The organism is Janthinobacterium sp. GL_088 (genome assembly GCF_057837845.1).
Genome location: NZ_CM174453.1, coordinates 6,330,177 through 6,351,116, shown reverse-complemented (window position 1 = coordinate 6,351,116; position 20,940 = coordinate 6,330,177). Strand labels below are relative to the sequence as shown.

Sequence of the window (20,940 nt, the reverse complement as noted above, 5' to 3'; positions counted from 1 at the left end):
GCACGATGACCGGTTCCGATACGAAGGCACAGCAACGCCTGCAGATGGCCGATATCGCGCGCCTGGCCGGCGTGTCCACGTCCACCGTGTCGCGCGCCCTGAGCGGCAGCTCGCTGGTCAATGAAGAGACGCGCGCGCGCGTCATCGCGCTGGCCCGTTCGCTCAAGTATTCCATCAATATCGGCGCGCAAAACCTGCGCCTGAAACAGAACCGCACGGTCGGCGTGGTGGTGCCGTACGACGCGGCCACGCGCCAGCACCTGTCCGATCCTTTCTTTTTGAGCATGCTGGGCAGCCTGGCCGATGCGCTGACGGAGCAGGGTTTCGACATGCTCATCTCGCGCGTGGATGCCGAAACGCTCGATGCGGCCGCCCAGTCCTTCGATAGCGGCCGCGTGATCGGCATCATCCTGATTGGCCAGTGGCGCCACCATGAACAACTGAACCAGCTGGCCGCGCGCCAGGTGCCCATTGTCGTGTGGGGCGCGCAATTGCCGCAGCAGCTGTATTGCACCGTCGGCGGCGACAACATCGCCGGCGGCCGGCTGGCCACGGAACACTTGCTGGCGGCGGGGCGCAGGCGCATCGCCTTCTTTGGCGACGCCAAGCTGCCCGAAGTGGCGCAGCGCCACCAGGGCTATGCGCAGGCGCTGGCCGCGCAGGGACTGACGCCCGACCCGCAACTGTACGTGGCCGGCTCCTTCCTGCCGCAGGGCGGCGCGACGGATGTGCAGGAACTGCTGGACCGCCAGTTGCCGTTCGACGCCATCTTTGCCTGCAGCGACTTGCTGGCCATGAGCGCCATCAGCGCCCTGCGCGCGCGTGGCGTGGCCGTGCCGGAACAGGTGGCCGTGGTCGGCTACGACGATATCGAACTGGCCGCGTACTTCCACCCACCGCTGACCACCGTGCGCCAGCCGATCCGCGCCGCCGGGCGGGCGCTGGTGGCTTCGTTGCTGGCGCTGGTCGACGGCGCGCCTGCGCCATCGCAGCAATTGCCAACCGAGCTAATAGTACGCGCCTCGGGCCGCTGAAGAGCGTGTTGCTTCTCTGCTGCAACCGATTGCAATAAATTCCAATTTATCCGTATATTTTCATGCTGCGCCGCAGCATGAAAACCCTCATATTCGCCTCAGATCCCGCATATCTGGCTCTGTGACACCCGTAAAATTCTCTTGAAAACAACATAAAATCCATGTTGCAGTGCTCGATTGCAATCGATTGCAATAAATTCTTATTCGTTGAATAATGACGTACCGGCTCAGCCAGCGCGCCACGGCATGCGGCGGCCAGGACTCATAACAAGCGGATACCTCGATGTATCGGCATACAACACTGGAGACAAGATGAAGACACGTACTGCTCAACGCGGCTGCATGGCCGCCGCCGTCGCCCTGGCCCTGCTGCAATGGGGCGCCGCTCAGGCGCAAACGACCGCCAATACCGCCAGCGCCGCCCCCGCCGATGGCCTGAACCTGGAACGCATTGTCGTCACGGGCACCACCGGCGGCACATCCAAAATGAAGTCGAGCAATTCCGTCAGCAGCATGGAACTCGACACCATCCTGCACAATGCGCCGACCAGCGCCGCCGAAGTCCTGCGCTCGGTACCGGGCTTGCGGGCCGAATCCTCGGGTGGCGAAGGCAATGCCAACATCACCGTGCGCGGCTTGCCCATTTCCGCCGGCGGCGCGCGTTATGTGCAGATCCAGGAAGACGGCTTGCCGGTGCTGCAGTTCGGTGATTTCAACTTCACCACGCCCGACAGCTTCGTCAAGATCGATTCCACGCTCGACCACCTGGAAGTGGTGCGCGGCGGTTCGGCTTCCACCCTGGCCACCAATTCGCCGGGCGGCATCATCAATTTCATCAGCAAGAATGGCAAGGAGAAGGGCGGCAGCGTGGCCCTCAGCCGTGGCCTGGGCTATGACCAGACGCGCGTGGACTTTGACTACGGTGCGCCGATTTCGGAGCGCACGCGCTTCTTCATCGGCGGCTCCTGGCGCACGGGCGAAGGCATCCGCCACAGTGGCGTCAACAGCGAAAAGGGGGGCCAGATCCGCGGCAATCTTACGCATGAATTCGACAGCGGCTTCGTGCGCCTGTCGTTCAAGCATCTCGACGACCAGTCACCCACGGCCCTGCCGGTGCCGGTCAGCGTGCGCAATGGCCGCATCGGGGAAATCGCCGGCATCGACCCGCGCAAGGCCAGTTTTTATTCGCCGTACTGGGTGTCCGACATGGTGCTGAACAAGGATAACCAGCGCGTGGCCACCCGCGTCAACGACGGTTTGCACGTCAAGAGCGACACCGTGGGTCTGGAAGCGTCGTTCAAGCTGGGGCAGGGCTGGAGCGTGAGCGAAAACTTCCGCTACGCCGACAATTCGGGCCGCTTCACGGGCGTGTTCCCGTCGAATAACGGCAGCGACGGCAGCTACGTGTTTGCCAGCGGCCCGAATCGGGGCCAGCCCTACACGGGCCGCGCGTTTTCCGCCGTGGTGTTCAACACCTCCATCGACGACGCCAGCAATACCCTGAGCGACACCAAGCTGGCCAAGACGTTTGTGCTCGACAGCGGCAAGCTGACCACCACGGCCGGCTTGTACCTGTCGCAGCAAAAGCTGGGCCTGACCTGGAACTTCAATGAATACCTGATGCAGGCCACGGGCGACCAGCCCGCGCTGCTGCAAACGGCCAGCGGCACACCCGGCTACATCGGCCCGGCCTTCGGCGCCTGCTGCTCGCGCGCCGTCGACATGGAATACCGCACGACGTCGCCCTACGTAAACCTGGCCTGGGAAAGCGGCGCGCTGAACCTCGACGGCGGCCTGCGGCGCGACCGCCAGCATGCCAGCGGCACGGCCAACCAGGCCACGGGAGCGCAAGCCTATCTGCCGTCGACGGTGCAGCAGGTCGATTACACCCTGGGTCATACCTCGTACTCGCTGGGCGCGAACTACAAGCTGCAGGCGAATCTGGCCGTGTTTGCCCGCGTCAGCGAAGGCGTGGCCTTCAATGCGGACCGCATCCTGTTCGGCACGCCCCTGGATGGCAGCGTGCCCGTGGCGATCAACACCGTGCGCCAGCTCGAAGGCGGCGTGAAATGGCGGCGGGGACCCCTGAGCACTTTTGTGACCGTGTTCCAGGCCAAGACCAAGGAAAGCAATTACGAAGCGACCACCCAGCTGCGTACGGCCAACAGCTATGAAGCGAAGGGCGTGGAACTGGAAGCGGCCTACAGCGCCGGCGACTTCCGCATCAATGGCGGCCTGACGTTCACGGATGCCGAGATCACGGGCACGGCGGCGGCCGACGTGGCGCTGATCGGCAATACGCCGCGGCGCCAGGCGCGCGTCGTGTACCAGATCGCGCCGACCTATGAGTGGGGGCAGGCCACCCTGGGCGCCAGTCTGGTCGGCACGGGCAAGTCGTGGGGCGACGATGCGCACACGATCACCTTGCCCGCCTACCAAGTGCTCAATGCCTTCGTCAATTACCAGCTCACGCCGCAGATGCAGGTGGCGCTGACGGCGAACAATCTGTTCAACAAGATCGGCTATACGGAAGTCGAGGGCGATGGCCATGCGGCCCGCTCGATCACGGGGCGCGCCGTCAAGGTCAGCCTGAAATACGCATTTTAAGCAAGGATAGATTCATGATGTCGATACGCAGCCCCCTGGCGCGCCTGCTGGCGCCGCTCCCCACGCACTTGCGCGACGATGCGGCGCGCCGCTATGCGCGCCAGGAGGCGGTCTTGCTCGATCGCCTGGGCAGCCTGTATGGCCAGCGGCCGGACTTCCTGCCCTGGCTGGGCGACCTGATGGAAAGCGTGGGGCGGCTGTATGCGGCACGCGCCCCCGAACTGCTGCGCCAGGATGCGCAGCGCGTAGCGCAGCCGGACTGGTTTGCCAGCCAGTCCATGCTCGGCTACAGCGCCTATGTGCAGCGCTTCGGCGGCAACCTGCAGGGCGTGACGGCGCGCATTGCCCACCTGCGCGAACTGGGCGTGACGTATCTGCACCTGCTGCCGTTCCTGCGTGCACGCGCCGGTGAAAGCGATGGCGGCTTTGCCGTCGCCAGCTTCGAGGAAGTCGACCCTGCGCTAGGCAGCAATGCCGACTTGCTGGCGTTGACGGCGCAGTTGCGCGCAGCCGGCATCAGCCTGTGCTCGGACCTGATTCTCAACCATGTGGCCGACGACCATGCGTGGGCGCTGGGCGCCAAGGCCGGCGATCCGTTGCTGCGCGATTTTTTCCACACCTATCCCGACCGTGTGCAGCCGGACCGCTACGAGCAGACCGTGGGCCAGGTCTTCCCGCAGGCGGCGCCCGGTAATTTCACCTTCGTGCCGGAGCTCGAGCGCTGGGTCTGGACCACGTTCTATCCCTACCAGTGGGATTTGAACTACGCCAATCCAGCCGTCTTCGCGGCCATGGCCGGCGCCATGCTGGGACTGGCCAACAAGGGCGTCGAGGTGTTCCGCCTCGATTCGACGGCCTTCCTGTGGAAGCGCGAAGGCACGGACTGCATGAACCAGCCCGAAGCCCACAGCCTGCTGCAGGCGTTGCGCGCGATTGCCGCCATCGTCGCGCCGGGCGTGCTGCTCAAGGCCGAAGCCATCGTGCCCACGCCCAAGCTGCCCGCCTACTTTGGCAGCGATGCGGCGCCCGAATGCCATATCGCCTATCACAGCAGCCTGATGGCCGCCGGCTGGGGCGCGCTGGCCGAGGAAAGCACAGACTTACTGCAGCAGGTGATCGCCGCCACGCCGCCGCTGCCGCCGGCCGCAAGCTGGCTCAGTTATGTGCGCTGCCACGACGACATCGGCTGGAACGTGCTGCTCAATGAAGCGGGCACGGACGGGCCGGCGCGCCTGGCGCGCATCGCGCGATTCTTTGCGGGGGCACCGGGCAGCTATGCGCGCGGCGCCGCCTTCCAGAGCAGCAGCGCCGACAAGGCGCATGGCAGCAACGGCATGGCCGCCTCGCTGGCCGGCCTGCAAAGCGCCACTACGGTGCAGGAGCAGGAATACGCGTTGCGGCGCCTGCTGCTGCTGCATGGCCTGGCCTTGAGCTTTGGCGCCTTGCCGGTGCTGTACATGGGCGATGAACTGGGCATGACCAACGACGACAGCTACACGCAGCACGCCGACCGGGCCATGGACAGCCGCTGGCTGCAGCGTCCCGCGTTCGACGACAGCCTGCTGGCATGGCGCCACGATGGCGTGAGCGCCAGCGGCCGGCTGTACCTGGCGCTGCGCCAGCTGGTCGATGCGCGCAGGCGCTTGCCGGCCCTGGCCGCCGCTGCGCCGCGCAGCGTGCTGCCCGCCGACACGCCGGCCGTGCTGGCGCTGCTGCGCGGCGACGCGTTTCTCAACCTGAGCAACTTCAGCGGCGCCAGCCAGCGTTTCACCTTGCCCGCAGGCGAATGGCGCAACAGCCTCGATGGCAGCGTGCTGGCCGGCACGGTGGGCTTGCAGCCATGGCATATGCTGTGGCTGGAAAGGGAACAGTCATGAGCGACGCCACCGCGCACCGTCCGCATCTGTCGTTCTGGCAGATCGTCAACATGAATGTCGGCTTTTTCGGCATTCAGTTCAGCTTTGGGCTGCAGCAAAGCAGCATGAGCCCCATCTACACATACCTGGGCGCCGACGAAGCGAGCCTGCCGTACCTGTGGCTGGCCGGTCCCATGACGGGGCTGCTCGTGCAACCGCTGATCGGCGCCATGAGCGACCGCACGGTAACGCGCTGGGGCCGCCGCACGCCGTATTTTCTGATCGGCGCCATCCTGTGCAGCCTGGGCCTGCTGGCCATGCCGTTCAGTCCCACCCTGTGGATGGCCGCCAGCCTGCTGTGGATACTCGACGCGGCCAACAATGTGACGATGGAACCGTACCGCGCCTTTGTCAGCGACAAGCTCGACAAGAAGCAGCACTCGCTGGGTTTTCTCACGCAGAGCGCGTTTACGGGGCTGGGACAAACGCTGGCCTATCTGACGCCATCGCTGCTCGTCATGCTGGGCATGAACAAGGATGCCGTCAATGGCAGCCATATCCCGCACATCGTCATCGCCGCCTTCCTGATCGGCGCCGTGTTCTCGCTCGCCTCGGTGTTGTGGACCCTGAAGACGACGCCGGAAAACCCGCTCACGGCCAGCGAGCTGGCGGCGATCCGCAGCCGGCCGCCCGGCTGGCGCCACACGCTGACCGACATCGGCGCGGCCATGCGCGACATGCCGCCGACGATGAAACAGCTGGCCATCGTCAACCTGTTCCAGTGGTACGCGTTGTTCTGCTACTGGCAGTACATTGCGCTGTCGCTGGCGGCCACCCTGTTTCACACGACGGACCCCGCGTCGCAAGGTTTTCGCGACGCGGGCCTGCTGAACGGGCAGGTGGGCGCCTTCTACAATTTCGTCGCCTTTGTCGCCGCCTTTGCGCTGGTGCCGTTCACGCGCCGCTTCGGTCCCAAGCGCATGCACAGCCTGTGCCTGTGCGCGGCCGGCGTGGGCATGCTGAGCATTCCGCTGATCCATAGCCCGGCGCTGCTGTTGCTGCCCATGCTGGGTGTGGGCCTGGCGTGGGCCAGCATCATGGGCAATCCCTACATCATGCTGGCCGGCTGCATTCCGCCCGAGCGCACGGGTGTCTACATGGGCATCTTCAACATGTTCATCGTCATCCCGATGATCATCCAGATATTCACCTTGCCGCTGTATTACCGCAGCTGGCTGGGCGGCAATCCGGAAAACGTCATCCGGCTGGCCGGCGCCCTGTTGCTGTGCGCAGCGGTGGCGGTGCTGTTCGTCAAGCTGCGACCGCCGCAGGCCACAAAGACTTGAGGACACACGTAAAAAAACCGGCTCTGCCGGTTTTTCTTGTTCCACCAATGATGTTACGACACCTGACAAAACCGTAGCGAGCGGAAGGAAGAGGTGGCCGAGAAGCGCAACCGTACTCTAGTACGGTGAGCATCGCAGGCCGCCTATGCCGACGCGCAGTAGGTTTTGGCAGGTGTCCTCATTACTCTTCGATCGCCATCTGGCTTTGCAGGTAGTTCTGGATGCCGACTTTGGCGATCAGGTCGATCTGCGTTTCCAGCCAGTCGATATGTTCTTCCGTGTCTTCCAGGATCATCAGGAACAGGTCGCGCGACACATAATCGCCCGCTTTTTCGCTGATGGCGATGCCTTCCTTGACGGTGGCATGCGCGGCGCGTTCCAGCTTCAAGTCGCATTCCAGCATTTCCGGCGTGTTCTCGCCGATCAGCAGCTTGTGCAGCGCTTGCAGGTTAGGCAGGCCGTCGAGCATCAGGATGCGGTCGATCAGCTTGTCGGCGTGTTTCATTTCGCCGATCGATTCTTCGTATTCCTTCTTGCCCAGCTTTTCCAGGCCCCAGTGCTTGTACATGCGCGCATGCAGGAAGTACTGGTTGATGGCCGACAGTTCGTTGGTGAGCTGTGCGTTGAGCATGCGGATGACTTCTTTATCGCCCTTCATGGGATTTCCTTTGTTCTGTATTGCGTTCGATGATGAAACCGGAGGCTGCTGGCGTTCACTGCCGGGTGGCGCTGGCTGCCTGGTGGCGCGCAGGTTGCCGGTTTCGCTATGCCCGCATGATAGCGCAAAATATGGGCGATTTCGGGCGCTAAACGGCATTTTTCCGTCTTTTTAACGTAAATATCGTGCGAATAAAACCCATTCTCAAATGGATTGCCACATTTTTCCGTTTTTTATTTGTTAAGGAAAATGAAGGCCATTCTCATTCGCGTTCCCGCCGCTATTTGGCCGCCGCTGGCGCGCCTGCATGGTCGCGCTGAAAAGGCGGGAAATGTTGTTCCGTTCTTGCTTTTGCGTCTTCTTGGCCGCTGCCGGCGATGCGATAATCAGGCAGCGATATTTATTGAAAAAGGATAGCAAGATGATGCTGCATATACCCGGCGTGCTGACGCCGGAACAGGTCACGCATTTTCGCCAGCGCCTGGCGCAGACGGACTGGGTCGACGGACGCGCCAGCGTCGGGGCGCAAGGCGCGCAAGTCAAGCGCAATCGCCAACTGGCCGAGGGTTCGCCGCTGGCGCTGGAGCTGGGCGAGATCGTTAGCCGCGCGCTGATGGTCAATCCGCTGTTCTTCTCGGCCGTGCTGCCGCTGCGCATCCTGCCGCCCTTCTTCAACAGCTATGCGGGCGGCGAGCACTATGGCCTGCATATCGACGGCGCCATCCGCACGCCGAAAAACGGCATGCAGTCGATGCGCGCCGACGTTTCGTCGACCGTCTTCCTGAGCGAGCCGGACGAGTACGAAGGCGGCGAGCTGGTGGTGGTCGATTCTTACGGCACGCATGAAGTGAAACTGCCGGCCGGCGACGTGATTGTGTATCCGTCGAGCAGCGTGCATCAGGTGCTGCCCGTCACCAGCGGCGAGCGTATCTGCTCCTTCCTGTGGACGCAAAGCATGGTGCGCGAAGACTGGAAACGCAGCATGCTGTTCGAGCTCGATCAAAACATCCAGAGCGTGCGCGGCGAGCACGGCGATTCACCGGCGACCGTGGGCTTGACGGGGCATTATCACAACCTGCTCAGGATGTGGGCGGAGATGTGATCGTGGCGGTGTCGGATTACGTGTGGCCTGTGGCCGCGCTAATCCGACCTACGATACTGCGTGAAGCACCGGCAAAAAAAAGTCTGCCGGGCCCGGGGATGTAGGCTGGCAGACTGAAACAAGCAAATCGCTTGACTAAAAAAACAGGGCGCAAAAAAGCAAGCAGGGCACATGGTGCGATGCTTGCGGGCTGGCAGCGGCGCCGTGGCCGCCGGAAGGCTAGCTCAGTTGGAAGGTCAGGGGCACGAGCACGTACACGGGGACGGGCTTGCCGTTTTCGATCATCGGCTTGAACAGCGCGCGCTGGGCGGCCTGGCGGCCCGCTTCATCGAGGTTGCCGTAGCCGGTCGATTTATGGATCAGGATTTGCTCGGGCAAGCCCTTTTCATTGATCAGGATGCGCAACACCACGGTGCCGCTTTCGCCCAGACGGCGCGACAGGTTCGGGTAGATCAGTTGCGGCGCCTTGATGTATTCGACGCTGCTGACGGTGCGCGGCGTCGACGGCGCAGGCGGCGTCGGCGACGGTGTCGATGGTGCTGTCGGCGCGGCGGTGGCAACCGGTGCCGCTTCGGCGCGCGTCGGCTGCGGCGGCGTGATCGTCGGTTCGCTTGGCGCCACGGCAATCAGCGGCAGCGGCGGGATCACGGCGCGCGGCACGGGGGCACTCAATTCCACGGTTTTCGGTACGGAGGGTGCCGGCGGCTTGGGCGGCGCTGGCGGGGCAATGATGCTGATGGTGGTGATGGTCGGCATGGCCGCCGTGACCACGCGGCTCAGCAGGCCGCTCTGGATGGCGTAAAAGCCGGCGATATGCAGGACGACGATGGCCATCAGCGGCGCGAATTTGTTGCGCTTCTTGTCGAAGTCGGCAAATTGCTGCACGGCCTGCACCGTTACGGGCGGGGGCATCATCGTCATGGCGTTCATCGCTTTCTTTAGTTTGTCAGTACAGCTCGCATCAATACGGTTTCTTGCAGCGCCACGGTGGCGTTCAGGTGATCGTTCAGCACTTCCCGTGCGCAGGTGTGGCATTTGCCGCAGCAGGTGGCCACGCCCAGGTCGCGGCGCAGTTCGGCCATGCTGGACAGGCCAAGATCGACGGCTTGACGGATTTCACGATCAGATATGTTGTTGCAGACACATACAATCATTGATACACCTTCTGGCTGGAGGATGAACAGACACTAGTGCTGGAAAGCATTGTTGCTAGTGTTTTAATGAGAATCATTATCATTACGTTTCATTGTCGCGCAAAGTGCAGGACAATGCAAGCGATTTTGATCAAGTGTGCGGCAGTTGGCGGCCTGGCGCCGCAGCTTGACAGGCCATGTTCCCGTATGACGCAGCCCTTGATGGGGGCGGCTCTCCGGGCTAAATAAAAACTATTCGCATTCATGTTTATAATGCTGGTATTGTCTCGGACGGTCGCCGTCTGGACAGATTGAATGGCCGCTTGTCGGTAATGCGCAACAGTTGCGTTTTACCTCACAAACCTCGAACCGGTGCAAGGCGCCTTGCGCCGTCGCCGGTATCAGGTGTTCTTAATTTGAACGGAATTTGCTCATGACTCTAGTTCCACCCATGATGACGCTCGATGCGCTGGCAGTCGGCCAGAGCGGCACGGTGTTGCATATCACGCCCCACACGGCAGGACAGACGGAGGACGGCGTCGACCTGGCCCGCCGTTTGATGGAGCTGGGATTCGTTCCCGGCGAACGTATCCGCATGCTCAAGCGCGGCATTCCCGGTGGCGATCCGCTGGCCATCAAGGTCGGCAATGCCACGTTCGCGCTGCGCCGCTTCGAAGCGGCGCTGATCACGATTCAACCGCTGCTTCAACCGGAATGACCATGGGTGCTGTCGAAACTATCGTCGATGCGGGCGTGCACAAGCCGCCGCATCAGCCACAAATTGCCTTGCTGGGCAATCCCAACTGCGGCAAGACCGCCCTGTTCAACCGTTTGACGGGCGCGCGCCAGAAAGTGGCGAACTACGCCGGCGTGACCATCGAGCGCAAGGAAGGCCATTTCACTTCGCCCGCCGGCAAGCCCGTGCGCCTGCTCGACCTGCCGGGCGCCTACAGCCTGTCGGCCACCACGCCCGATGAAGCCATCACGCGCGACGTGGTGGGCGGCCTGCGCCGCGGCGACCCGCGTCCGGACGCCATCATCTGCGTCGTCGACGCCACCAATTTGCGCCTGAATCTGCGCCTGGTGCTGGAAGTCAAGCGCCTGGGCTTGCCCATGCTGCTGGCGCTGAACATGACGGACGTGGCGCGCAAGCGCGGCATGCTCATCGACACGGCCAGACTGTCGGCTGAACTGGGCATGCCCGTGGTGGAAACCGTGGCGGTGCAGCACGACGGCGAAAAAGCCTTGCTGAACGCCATCGACGCCATGCTGCCGCTGCCGGTCGTGGAAGCGAAACCGCTGGCGGCCATCGATGCCGTCACCGTCGAAGAAACCCAGCGCGAAGTGCGCCGCATCCTGGCCGCCGTCAGCAATGACACGAGCGACAAGGGCAACCTGACGGAAAAGATCGACGACGTGGTGCTGCACCCCGTATTCGGTCCCATCATCCTGGCCGTGCTGATGTTCCTGATCTTCCAGGCCGTGTTTGCCTGGGCCGCCACGCCGATGGAAATGATCACCGATGGCGTGGGCCACCTGGGCGCCGTGCTGACGGCGAACATGCCCGACGGTCACCTGAAAAGCTTGCTGGTGGAAGGCATCATCGGCGGCGTCGGCAGCGTGCTGGTGTTCCTGCCGCAGATCCTGATTTTGTTCTTCTTCATTCTGAGCCTGGAAGACTGCGGCTACCTGCCGCGCGCGGCATTTTTGCTGGACCGCCTGATGGGCGGCGTGGGCCTGTCCGGCCGCGCCTTCATCCCGTTGCTGTCGAGCTTTGCCTGCGCCATTCCCGGCGTGATGGCGGCGCGCACCATCCAGAACCCGCGCGACCGCCTGGTCACCATCATGATCGCGCCGCTGATGACGTGTTCGGCGCGTTTGCCCGTGTATGCGCTGATCATCGCCGCCTTCATCCCCGAGCGCCAGGTATGGGGCTATCTGAGCCTGCAAGGCCTGGTGCTGTTCGTGCTGTACTTCGCCGGCATCATCTCGGCCATGGCCGTGGCCTGGGTCATGAAGCGCGGCATGGGCGTGCGCGGCAACCAGCCGCTGATGCTGGAACTGCCGGCGTATCACTGGCCGCATCTGCGCAACCTGGCCGTCAGCCTGTGGGAGCGCGCGAAGATCTTCCTCACGCGCGTCGGTACCATCATCCTGAGCCTGATGATCATCCTGTGGTTCCTCAGCACCTTCCCCGGCCCGCCGGACAATGCGATCCATCCGCCGATCTACTACAGCCTGGCCGGCATCCTGGGCCGCGGCCTGGAAGTGATCTTCGCGCCGATCGGCTTCAACTGGCAGATCTGCATCGCGCTGGTGCCGGGCATGGCGGCGCGCGAAGTGGCCGTCGGCGCCCTGGGCACCGTGTACGCGCTGTCGCAAACGGGCGACGCGCTGGCCACCACGCTGGAACCTCTGATTGCCCATTCGTGGTCGATGGCCACCGCGCTGTCCCTGCTGGCCTGGTATGTGTTTGCGCCGCAGTGCCTGTCGACCCTCTCCGTGGTGAAGCGCGAGACGGGAGGCTGGCGCTATCCGCTGCTGATGGCCGGCTACATGTTCGCCCTGGCCTACGCCGCCTCGTTCATCACGTACCGCGTCGCCCTGATGCTGGGCGCTTAGGAGAAAAGCATGTGGCAAACCCTGATCGTCGCTCTGATCGTCGCAGCCGCGCTGCTGCATTTTTCGACCAAGTACCTGCCGGCGGGCGTGCGCCGCGCCATCGTGCGCGGCCTCGTGCGCTGCGGCCTCGATGAGGCGAAGCTGTCGGCCTTCTTCAAGGTGGCGCCGGGCTGCGGCAGCGGTTGCGGTTCCTGCGGTTCCTGCGACAGTCCGCCACCGCCGTCAAACACGCCGCCGGCCGACGGCAGCAGCAAGCGCGTGATCCTGATGCAGGTACAGCGTTAGGGCTTGATGTAGGTCTGGTCATGGGCGCGCCAGTGGGCTACATTGGGATTTCCGCATGGCAAGGAGTGGCAATGGCGATACTGTTGATCTTCATGTTTCTGTTTGCGATCGCCACCTGGCTGCTGGCCAGCCGGCGCGGCCGCCACGGGGGACTCTGGTTCGGCATCGGCCTGTTCCTCGGGCCGTTTGCCTTGCTGGCGGTGGCGGCTCTGCCGCCCGTCGCAGCAACCTGAATGAAAAAAACCCGCGCATGCGGGTTTTTTTACGTCTGCAGTACGGCGCTTACGCTTTGCCGGCCAGCTTGTCGACGACCGGCACCAGCGCGGCCGGGCGGCAGCCGAAGGCGGCCAGGCGGCCTTGCGCGTTGGGCGCCAGGTCCAGGTCATACGGTAAACGGCCCGCCACCAGCCACAGTTTATCGTGCGGCAGGGCGTCGACGAGGCGGCGCTGGCCGCCGACGAACATGGCGTTATACGTTTGCAGCACGACCTGCTGCGCGCCTTGCGCAAAGGCGATGGCCTCGTTGACTTCGTCGTCCAGCGCCTCGGCCGACAAGGCGTACTCGCGCACGTCCAGGCCCGCTTCCAGCAGCGCCGGCAGCATCGAACTGCGCGCTTCCTTGTTGCGGCCCAGCGCCACTTCGTCGATTTCGCTGCGCGAGCGCACTTCCACCGTCAGCAGGGTCACGGGAAGGCTGGCGTCGAGCGGGCGGTAGTCGCCCTGCACGCGCAAGGCGGCTTTTTGCAGCAGCTGCGACAGGGCCATGGCGGCCGGCTGCATCAGCGCCGGTGGCGTGACGGGGCGCGCACGCCAGTCGCGCACGGCGCGGTTGCGCTTGAGTTCAGCCACGCGCGCACAAGCCGCGTCGATGCGGGAGATCGCAATGTCACCGCGCTCCACGGCGGCGATGACGGCATCGATGGCGGCCGTCTGCTGCGCTTCGCGGTGCGAGATGAGGACGATGTCGGCGCCTGCCTGCAGGGTGGCGATGGCGCCTTGGGCGATGCCGATGCCGTCGGCAATCGCCGCCATTTCCAGGCAATCGGTAATGACGACGCCCTGGTATTTCAACTCGCCGCGCAGCAGGTCCGTCAGCACGCCTTTCGACAGGGTGGCCGGCACGCTGGTGTCGGCCTCGAAGGCGGGGAAGACCACGTGCGCCGTCATGATGGCGTCCACGCCGCCGGCAATGGCTGCGCGGAAGGGTGCCAGTTCCACGGCGCGCAGGCGTTCCTTGTCGTGCGGGACCAGGGCCATGGCGTAGTGCGTATCGATGGCCGTGTCGCCGTGGCCGGGGAAATGCTTGGCTGTCACGGCCACGCCGCTGGCGCGCTGGCCGCGCATGGCCGCCATGCCGTAGTCAATGACGGTGGCGGCATCCTCGCCATACGCGCGCACGCCGATGACGGGATTGTTGCGGTTGTTGTTCACGTCCAGCACGGGGGCGAGCAGCAGGTTGATGCCCACCTGGCGCATTTCATCGCCGCTGATCTGGTTCATGCGTTCGCAGTCCTCGATGGAGCCGGCCGCCTGGAAGGCCATCGCGGCGGGAAGTGGCGTCACGCCCTGCTCGATGCGCATCACCATGCCGCCTTCCTGGTCGATGGAAATCAAGAGCGGGGTGTCGGACACTTCCGCGTTGATTTCCTGCAGCTCGCGGCACAGGGCCGACACTTGCGCGGGCGTGTGCACGTTGCGGCGGAACAGGATCACGCCGCCCACCTTTTTTTCGCGTATCAAGGTCTTGATATGCTCGTCCGCCTGCAGGGCGTCGAAGCCCACCATGAATAGCTGTCCTACTTTCTCGCGCAAACCCTGCTCCATGCTGCAACTCCTCCGGTATTCATTCTGATGACGACAAGTCCGTATTCTGGCCCCTGGTGACGCATCTGGACAATCACCGGAAAAGCTGCCTTTTTTTGGTATTGTATTGGATTCAGATAATTGCGCAAGTGGTTATTAAGTGGTATTGCTCCACTTGCGCAAAGGCCGTATCAATCGAGGCGCTGGAACGATGCCGATTGTGCCTTGGGCCAGTACAGGCCGAACACGGGCGGCAGTTGCGGCAGCTGGCTCGGGTCGAGCAGCTGGCCCGCTTCCAGGAAGGGCAGCAGGGCCGAGGCCAGTTTCACCTGGTTCGGCGAGATGCGGCGCACCAGGTGGTGCGGACGCAGTTCCTGCGGGTGCGCCAGGCCGGCGGCGGCGATCAGTTCGGCCAGCGCCTTCATGGTGTTCTGATGGAAGTGCGCCACGCGGGCGATTTTGTCGGATACCACCAGCGCGCGCTGGCGCTGCGGGTCTTGCGTGGCCACGCCGGTCGGGCAGCGGTCCGTGTGGCAGCTTTGCGACTGGATGCAGCCCAGCGCGAACATGAAGCCGCGCGCCGAATTGCACCAGTCGGCGCCCAGCGCCAGCAGGCGGGCGATGTCGAAGGCCGTGATGATCTTGCCCGAGCAGCCGATCTTGATGCGTTCGCGCAGATTGGCGCCCACAAGGGTGTTATGCACGAGCACCAGCGCTTCCTGCAGCGGCGTACCGACATGGTCCGTGAATTCCAGGGGCGCGGCGCCCGTGCCGCCTTCGCTGCCGTCGACAACGATGAAGTCGGGCGTGATGCCCGTTTCCAGCATGGCTTTGACGATGGCGAAAAACTCCCACGGATGGCCGATGGCCAGTTTGAAGCCCGTCGGCTTGCCGCCGGAGAGCGTGCGCAGGCGGTCGATGAAGTGCAGCATTTCCAGTGGCGTGGAAAAGGCGCTGTGCGCGGCCGGCGAGATGCAATCCTCGCCCACCATCACGCCGCGCGTGGTGGCGATCTCGATCGTCACTTTCGGGCCGGGCAGCACGCCGCCGTGGCCCGGCTTGGCGCCCTGCGACATTTTCAGCTCGATCATTTTGACCTGCTCGGAGCTGGCGTTGGCGATGAAGCGCTCTTCCGAAAACGTGCCGTCCTGGTTGCGGCAGCCGAAATAGCCGGAGCCGATTTCCCACACCAGGTCGCCGCCGTTTTCGCGGTGATAAGGACTGATGCTGCCTTCGCCCGTATCGTGCATGAAGCCGCCGCTGCGCGCGCCGCCGTTCAGGGCCAGGATGGCGTTGGCCGACAGGGCGCCAAAGCTCATTGCCGAGATATTGAAGACGCTGGCCGAATACGGCTTTTCACGCGGGCAGTCCGGATGGTTGCCGATCTCGATGCGGAAATCGTGACCCGTCACCTTGGCGGGAGCGATGGAATGGTTAATCCATTCGTAGCCCGCTTCATACACGTCGAGCTGGGTGCCGAACGGACGCTTGTCCGTCTGCTCCTTGGCGCGCTGGTAGACGATGCTGCGCTGGCTGCGCGAGAACGGCGTCGCTTCGCTGTCGCTTTCCAGGAAATACTGGCGGATTTCGGGGCGGATGCTCTCGAAGAAGAAACGGAAATGCGCGAGGATGGGGTAGTTGCGGCGCAGGGCGCGCTTCGTTTGCAGCAGATCGCTGATGCCGACCAGGGTCAGCGCGCCGGCCAGCACGGGCAGCCAGTAATGATCGTAGTAAAACAGGGACAGGACAAAGATGGCTGCCGTCGCAATGAAGGTCAGGTAGCGAAATGGTACTAGGTGCATGGGCACTCCGGTGAAGTCAGGCTGATATTGCTGAGTGTACCGGTGATTTGTAGATCTTGCTGACTGGGAAAGTGTACTGTTAGAGCGACGCTGTCCATACGTGCGACACCTGACAAAACCGTAGCGAGCGGCAGTGATTTGTGGCCGAGAAGCGCAACCGTACTTTAGTACGGTGAGCATCGCCGGCCGCAAAGCGCGACGCGCAGTAGGTTTGGTCAGGTGTTCACCGTTGTGCGGCGCGGATGCGTTCGATGCGTTCAGTACTGGCCGGATGGCTCGACAGGTACGGCGTACTCTCGTCCAGCTTGCCCAGGGCGACAAACACTTGCGCCAGGTGTTCCAGCGGGATGCCGTTCTGGCGCAGCATGGCGATGGCGTAGTCGTCCGCGTCGCGTTCGACGTCGCGCGAATACTTCAAGTCCAGCAGCAGCGGCGGCAGGGTCGCCACCACCGTCGACACGTCGCCGAACAGCAGCGCAGCGCCGGCGCCGACGGCCGAAGTCTGGATGATGCGCCGCGTCAGGTGGCGCTGCTGCAAATGCCCCAGCTCATGCGCCAGCACGCCCATGATGGCCAGGTCGTCCGGCAGCAGTTCGATCATTTCGTCCGTCAGCACGATGTCGCCGGATGGCAGGGCAAACGCGTTCGGGCCGATCTTGCTCTTGCGGAAAACGATGCGGTGCACGGGCGTGCTGTCGCCTGGCGTGGCCAGGCGCGCGAACTGGGCGCGCAAGGCTTGCTGGCGCGCGCCATCGAGCTGGCTGGGCGCGAACACATGGCGGTCCAGCATGTCGAGCACGCCCTGGCCCAGCTGCCGTTCGACAGACTGCGGCAGGGTGTACGCGATGCCCTTGGCCGCCAGCGGCAGCAGGTACTGGTAGCTGAGCCACAGGGCCAGCACGGTGGCGACCGTGGCCAGCAGGGCGCCGCGCCAGCTTTGCTGCAGCCGCACCACCCAGCCGTCGCGGTGGCCCGTGTCGTGCAGCAGGCTGTTGAAGGCAAGCTGGTCGGCGATTTCCAGGTAGGCGCCATCGGCAAAACTGACCTTGCGCACGGCGTGGCTGCTGCGTTCGGACACGTGCAGCTCGCCCAAGGGGCAGCTGCGCTCGATGTCGCCGGCCAGCACGGCCTGACCATCGCGCACGCTGAGCGTGACGTGGTACAGGCGTGAGGTCTGGCCGTCGAAATAGCGCGCTGGCACGGGGGCCGCGCCCGGCGCGTCGTGATCGGGCGTCATGCTACAGCGACAGGTCGAAGTCCAGCAGGTCGACCATGCCTTCGCCCGTGGCCGACACTTGCTGGCCCGTGGCGGCGACAAATTCGTCCAGGCTGCCGTGCACGAGCATGGAAGTCGCTTCCAGGCGGTACTTCAGCCAGCGCACATGGGCGAATGGCGTAAACAGGCCCAGGGTGACGACGATGCCCAGCAGGTTGCTCAGCATGACGAAGGTGGTGCGGCCCCAGGTCAGCTGCGACTGGAACTGGTGTTGCTGCAGGCGCGTATGGTTCCAGATCAGGTTCTGGATCATGGTCAGGAACAGCGGCAGCACGGTGAACGCCCACAGGTACAAGGCGCCGATGGCAAACAGCAGGCTGCCCACCTTGGTCTTGTCATTCGCATTGGCCGCAAACGAGGCGAACACGCTGCCGAAGACGACGAAAATCAGGACCAGCAATCCACCCAGCAGTAGCGCGAAGAACAGCAGGTAGGTCTTGTAGAAGCTGCCGACCGTGGCGTCAAAGCTGAAATGGGTGGCGCCGAAACGGCTTTGCGTGTGCTGGAAGCGCTTCAGGCGCTGGTGCAGGAAAGGCGTCATCAGGCCACCCGTGAAGGTATTCAGGATGGGCAGCCACAGGAAATATTTGTAGGCTTCCTTGGCGCTGCCGCCAAAGCCGAAGCGGATGCCGCGATAGCTGGTGTTGTACAGCTTGAATTGCAGGCTTTTCCAGACCAGCCAGGGCAGGATGGCGGCCAGCAGCACGAACATCAGCAAGCCGACGACGGGCGAGACCTGGAAGGCGATGTTGTAGCCGGCGATCAGCACCACGGCCGCGATGCGGCCTTTCAGGATGGCGATGGCGTTGCCATGGTATTCGAAGCTGCCGCCCGCCAGGTGGGTGCTCGAATAGAAGTAGCGGTTGCGGCGCACCTTGGCCCAGGCGGAATAAATGCCCAGGGTGACGATGCTCAGCAGCAGGTTGACGATCCAGATACGGAAGTATTCGCTGCCGGTGGCGCTGAAGGTGATGGCTTCTTGCCGGGGAGTAGTGTTGTTTGCGTCGAAATCCACAGGGGTTTCCTTACTGATTGGAAACAAAACAAGATAAGGGATTATTGAAAAGTTATCAATTGAAAATACTGTTTTTCGCAATTTTTTCGTCGATTCGCTTGCGCCGACCCGATCCGGCCGTCCCCGGCTATACTGGAACTCAACCATCGTTACCGGGAAAACCATGATCGTCGTCCACCATCTGAACAACTCGCGCTCGCAGCGCGTGCTCTGGCTGCTCGAGGAACTGGGCCTCGACTACGAGGTCAAGCGCTACCAGCGCGACCAGAAAACCATGCTGGCGCCCGCTTCCTTGAAAGCCGTGCATCCGCTGGGCAAGTCGCCCGTGATCACGGATGGCGCCAACACCATCGCCGAATCGGGCGCCATCATCGACTACCTGGTCGAGCGCTACGGCAATGGCCGCCTGGTCCCGGCGGCGGGCACGCCGGACAAGCTGCGCTGGACTTACTGGCTGCATTTCGCGGAAGGCTCGGCCATGCCGCCGCTGCTGATGAAGCTGGTGTTCGACAAGGTCGAATCGTCGCCGATGCCGTTTTTCGTCAAGCCGATCGCGCGCGGCATCGCCAGCAAGGTCAAGAGCAGCTTCGTCCTGCCCAATATTAATAGCCAGCTGGCCTACATGGAAGCGGAGCTGGAGAAAACCAAATGGTTTGCCGGCAATGAATTCACGGCGGCCGACATCCAGATGAGCTTTCCGCTGGAAGCGGCGGCCATGCGCGGCGGACTCGACGAGCGCCTGCCGAAGCTGACGGCCTTCCTGCAGCGCATCCACGCGCGCCCGGCCTACCAGCGCGCCCTGGAAAAAGGCGGGCCCTACGATTTCGCCAAATGAGAACGCCGAACCAAACCTACTGCGCGTCGCGACTTGCGGCCTGCGATGCTCACCGTACTTGAGTACGGTTGCGCTTCTTAGCCACAATTCACTTCCGCTCGCTACGGTTTTGTTAGGCGTTGTTACGCCGCATAAAACCTGCCAAGCGGAACTCGCGGGGAATAGTGCTTGCTCCATACGGTAAAATGATCAATTCAATCAGTATCCACTTACCGCATGGCCAGACTCCTCGCTATCGACGGCTTGAATATCGTACGCCGCGTCTACGAAGCCAGTCCTGAACCCGATTCCGACCTGAAGGCGGAGATCGCGCTGCGCCATGCGCTGTCGTCATTCCGCACCCTCATCAACGACCATGAGCCGACGCACATCCTGCCGGCCTTCGACTTTGGTGGCCCGACTTGGCGCCACGCCCTGTATGCCGGTTACCGCGAGGGGCGCCAGCCCATGCCGCAGGTGCTGCGCGACGCCTTGCCCGGCTTTTATGACACCCTGGCCAGCTTCGGCATGCATGTGGTCAGCATTCCCGAGGTCGAGGCCGACGACGTGATCGGCACGGCCGTCATGCGCTGGCTGCACGAGGGGCGCGGCGCGGCCGTCATCGCCACCACCGACAAGGACTTGCATGGCCTGATCGCCCACGGCGCGCTCGTCTGGGATCACTTCAAGGGCATCTGGCACGACCACGCCTGGGTCGAGAAAAAGTTCGGCGTGCCGCCGGAACTGCTGCCCGACCTGCTGGCGCTGATGGGCGACGTCACCGACAGCATCCCCGGCGTGTCGAAGATCGGCTTGAAAACAGGCGCGAAACTGTTGCGCGCCTACGGCAATATCGACGCCGTGATGGCCGGCGCGGGCATTTTGCCGGGCACGCTGGGCGAAAGCCTGCGAAAAGAGCGGGAAATACTGTATCTTTCAAGAAAGTTAGTTGCGCTCAAAACGGATGTGACCTTGGGTGTCACCTGGAACAAGCTGGCGTGGGAAAAGTAGAGCGCCAGGCAAGAACAATCAAGCAAGGGAAGTAAATCATGATGTTAAAGACAGTCCTGATCGATAGCAGCGCCGTGGCGCGCGGCCTGCTGAACACGGTCCTGACCGATGGCGGCTACGATGTCTGCGGGCAGACGCATACGAGCGCGCTGGGGTTGGCGCTGCTGGTCAAGCACCATCCGCATTTCGTCTGCATCGCGCGTGAGCAGGTGGAAGATGGCAGCAATGTGGTGCAGACCATCCGCGCCCAGTATCCGAAGACGCTCATTTTCATGGTCTCGGGCGGCATCGACGCCGCCTCGCTGCAGGCGGCCCACGCCATGGGCGTGTCGGGCTTCATCGTGAAACCGTTCATGGCCGACACGGTCCTGAAAACCGTGCGGAATACGGTCATTGCCATGGTGCGCAAGCAGCAGCAGGCGCTGGCCGCTGCTCAGAAGGACGCCTGATTAAATCTACTGCGCGTCGCGATTTGCGGCCGGCGATGCTCACTGTACTAAAGTACAGCTGCGCTTCTCGGGCCAACGGGGGCGCCGAGCCTCACTGCCGCTCGCTACGATTTTCTCAGGCGTTGAT

At 63.3% G+C, this 20,940-nt stretch carries 19 protein-coding genes; 12 read left to right on the top strand and 7 right to left on the bottom strand.

Features of this window, described 5'->3' with window-relative positions; all coding sequences use genetic code 11:
* Nucleotides 1-5 precede the first annotated feature (5 nt).
* The 4 genes from AC3IQ7_RS28470 (at nt 6) to AC3IQ7_RS28455 (ending at nt 6,843) form a co-directional block, all read left to right on the top strand.
* Entirely contained in the window at nt 6-1,034 is a 1,029-nt protein-coding gene (locus AC3IQ7_RS28470) for a LacI family DNA-binding transcriptional regulator (RefSeq protein ID WP_233515965.1), read from the top strand.
* A 312-nt stretch (nt 1,035-1,346) separates the two neighbouring features.
* On the top strand, nt 1,347-3,641 hold the full coding sequence (locus AC3IQ7_RS28465; protein ID WP_489207982.1) for a TonB-dependent receptor: 2,295 nt from the start codon (nt 1,347-1,349) through the stop codon (nt 3,639-3,641).
* Between the two features lie 14 nt (nt 3,642-3,655).
* Nucleotides 3,656-5,518 carry an alpha-amylase family glycosyl hydrolase gene (locus AC3IQ7_RS28460; protein ID WP_489207981.1) on the top strand — a complete coding sequence of 621 codons (1,863 nt, stop codon included), beginning with the start codon at nt 3,656-3,658 and terminating at the stop codon, nt 5,516-5,518.
* Entirely contained in the window at nt 5,515-6,843 is a 1,329-nt protein-coding gene (locus tag AC3IQ7_RS28455) for an MFS transporter (RefSeq protein WP_489207980.1), read from the top strand. Before AC3IQ7_RS28460 ends, AC3IQ7_RS28455 begins: the two co-directional genes overlap by 4 nt.
* 181 nt (nt 6,844-7,024) lie before the next feature.
* Here the strand turns inward: AC3IQ7_RS28455 and bfr are convergent, their stop codons facing one another.
* Nucleotides 7,025-7,501: a bacterioferritin gene (bfr, locus tag AC3IQ7_RS28450; protein WP_034745609.1), complete on the bottom strand. Its 477-nt coding sequence runs from the start codon at nt 7,499-7,501 to the stop codon at nt 7,025-7,027.
* Between the two features lie 421 nt (nt 7,502-7,922).
* Here bfr and AC3IQ7_RS28445 point away from each other — a divergent pair, with 421 nt between their 5' ends.
* The gene (locus AC3IQ7_RS28445; RefSeq protein WP_489207979.1) at nt 7,923-8,603 is read left to right on the top strand and encodes a Fe2+-dependent dioxygenase; all 681 of its coding nucleotides are present in this window, start codon (nt 7,923-7,925) and stop codon (nt 8,601-8,603) included.
* Between the two features lie 219 nt (nt 8,604-8,822).
* On the opposite strand, the gene AC3IQ7_RS28440 is transcribed toward AC3IQ7_RS28445, so the two are convergent.
* A complete protein-coding gene (locus AC3IQ7_RS28440) occupies nt 8,823-9,524 on the bottom strand; it encodes an energy transducer TonB (RefSeq protein ID WP_077409313.1) in 702 nt (233 codons plus the stop codon).
* A 17-nt stretch (nt 9,525-9,541) separates the two neighbouring features.
* Nucleotides 9,542-9,757: a (2Fe-2S)-binding protein gene (locus AC3IQ7_RS28435; RefSeq protein WP_034745611.1), complete on the bottom strand. Its 216-nt coding sequence runs from the start codon at nt 9,755-9,757 to the stop codon at nt 9,542-9,544.
* Nucleotides 9,758-10,169: 412 nt separating this feature from the next.
* Between AC3IQ7_RS28435 and AC3IQ7_RS28430 the strand changes: the two genes are divergently transcribed.
* The 4 genes from AC3IQ7_RS28430 (at nt 10,170) to AC3IQ7_RS28415 (ending at nt 12,876) form a co-directional block, all read left to right on the top strand.
* Nucleotides 10,170-10,454, top strand: coding sequence for a FeoA family protein (locus AC3IQ7_RS28430; RefSeq protein WP_077408814.1), 285 nt, complete (start codon nt 10,170-10,172; stop codon nt 10,452-10,454).
* A 2-nt stretch (nt 10,455-10,456) separates the two neighbouring features.
* Complete coding sequence (gene feoB / locus AC3IQ7_RS28425; protein WP_099376662.1) at nt 10,457-12,358, top strand: ferrous iron transporter B; 1,902 nt, start codon at nt 10,457-10,459, stop codon at nt 12,356-12,358.
* 9 nt (nt 12,359-12,367) lie between these two features.
* Entirely contained in the window at nt 12,368-12,643 is a 276-nt protein-coding gene (locus AC3IQ7_RS28420; RefSeq protein ID WP_489207978.1) for a DUF6587 family protein, read from the top strand.
* 71 nt (nt 12,644-12,714) lie between these two features.
* Nucleotides 12,715-12,876 carry a hypothetical protein gene (locus AC3IQ7_RS28415; protein ID WP_322425881.1) on the top strand — a complete coding sequence of 54 codons (162 nt, stop codon included), beginning with the start codon at nt 12,715-12,717 and terminating at the stop codon, nt 12,874-12,876.
* 49 nt (nt 12,877-12,925) lie between these two features.
* On the opposite strand, the gene nagZ is transcribed toward AC3IQ7_RS28415, so the two are convergent.
* The 4 genes from nagZ to AC3IQ7_RS28395 all read right to left on the bottom strand — a co-directional run bounded on the left by nagZ (nt 12,926) and on the right by AC3IQ7_RS28395 (nt 18,539).
* Nucleotides 12,926-14,467: a beta-N-acetylhexosaminidase gene (gene nagZ / locus AC3IQ7_RS28410; protein ID WP_489207977.1), complete on the bottom strand. Its 1,542-nt coding sequence runs from the start codon at nt 14,465-14,467 to the stop codon at nt 12,926-12,928.
* Between the two features lie 170 nt (nt 14,468-14,637).
* Entirely contained in the window at nt 14,638-16,248 is a 1,611-nt protein-coding gene (locus tag AC3IQ7_RS28405; protein WP_489207976.1) for an FMN-binding glutamate synthase family protein, read from the bottom strand.
* Between the two features lie 223 nt (nt 16,249-16,471).
* Nucleotides 16,472-17,485: a M48 family metallopeptidase gene (locus AC3IQ7_RS28400; RefSeq protein WP_489207975.1), complete on the bottom strand. Its 1,014-nt coding sequence runs from the start codon at nt 17,483-17,485 to the stop codon at nt 16,472-16,474.
* Between the two features lies 1 nt (nt 17,486).
* On the bottom strand, nt 17,487-18,539 hold the full coding sequence (locus AC3IQ7_RS28395) for a YjgN family protein (protein WP_233515967.1): 1,053 nt from the start codon (nt 18,537-18,539) through the stop codon (nt 17,487-17,489).
* Nucleotides 18,540-18,702: 163 nt separating this feature from the next.
* Here AC3IQ7_RS28395 and AC3IQ7_RS28390 point away from each other — a divergent pair, with 163 nt between their 5' ends.
* The 3 genes from AC3IQ7_RS28390 (at nt 18,703) to AC3IQ7_RS28380 (ending at nt 20,813) form a co-directional block, all read left to right on the top strand.
* Nucleotides 18,703-19,374: a glutathione S-transferase gene (locus tag AC3IQ7_RS28390; RefSeq protein WP_489207974.1), complete on the top strand. Its 672-nt coding sequence runs from the start codon at nt 18,703-18,705 to the stop codon at nt 19,372-19,374.
* A gap of 216 nt (nt 19,375-19,590) precedes the next feature.
* Nucleotides 19,591-20,364 carry a 5'-3' exonuclease gene (locus AC3IQ7_RS28385; RefSeq protein ID WP_489207973.1) on the top strand — a complete coding sequence of 258 codons (774 nt, stop codon included), beginning with the start codon at nt 19,591-19,593 and terminating at the stop codon, nt 20,362-20,364.
* A 41-nt stretch (nt 20,365-20,405) separates the two neighbouring features.
* Nucleotides 20,406-20,813, top strand: coding sequence for a response regulator (locus tag AC3IQ7_RS28380; RefSeq protein WP_152250886.1), 408 nt, complete (start codon nt 20,406-20,408; stop codon nt 20,811-20,813).
* Nucleotides 20,814-20,940 lie beyond the last annotated feature (127 nt).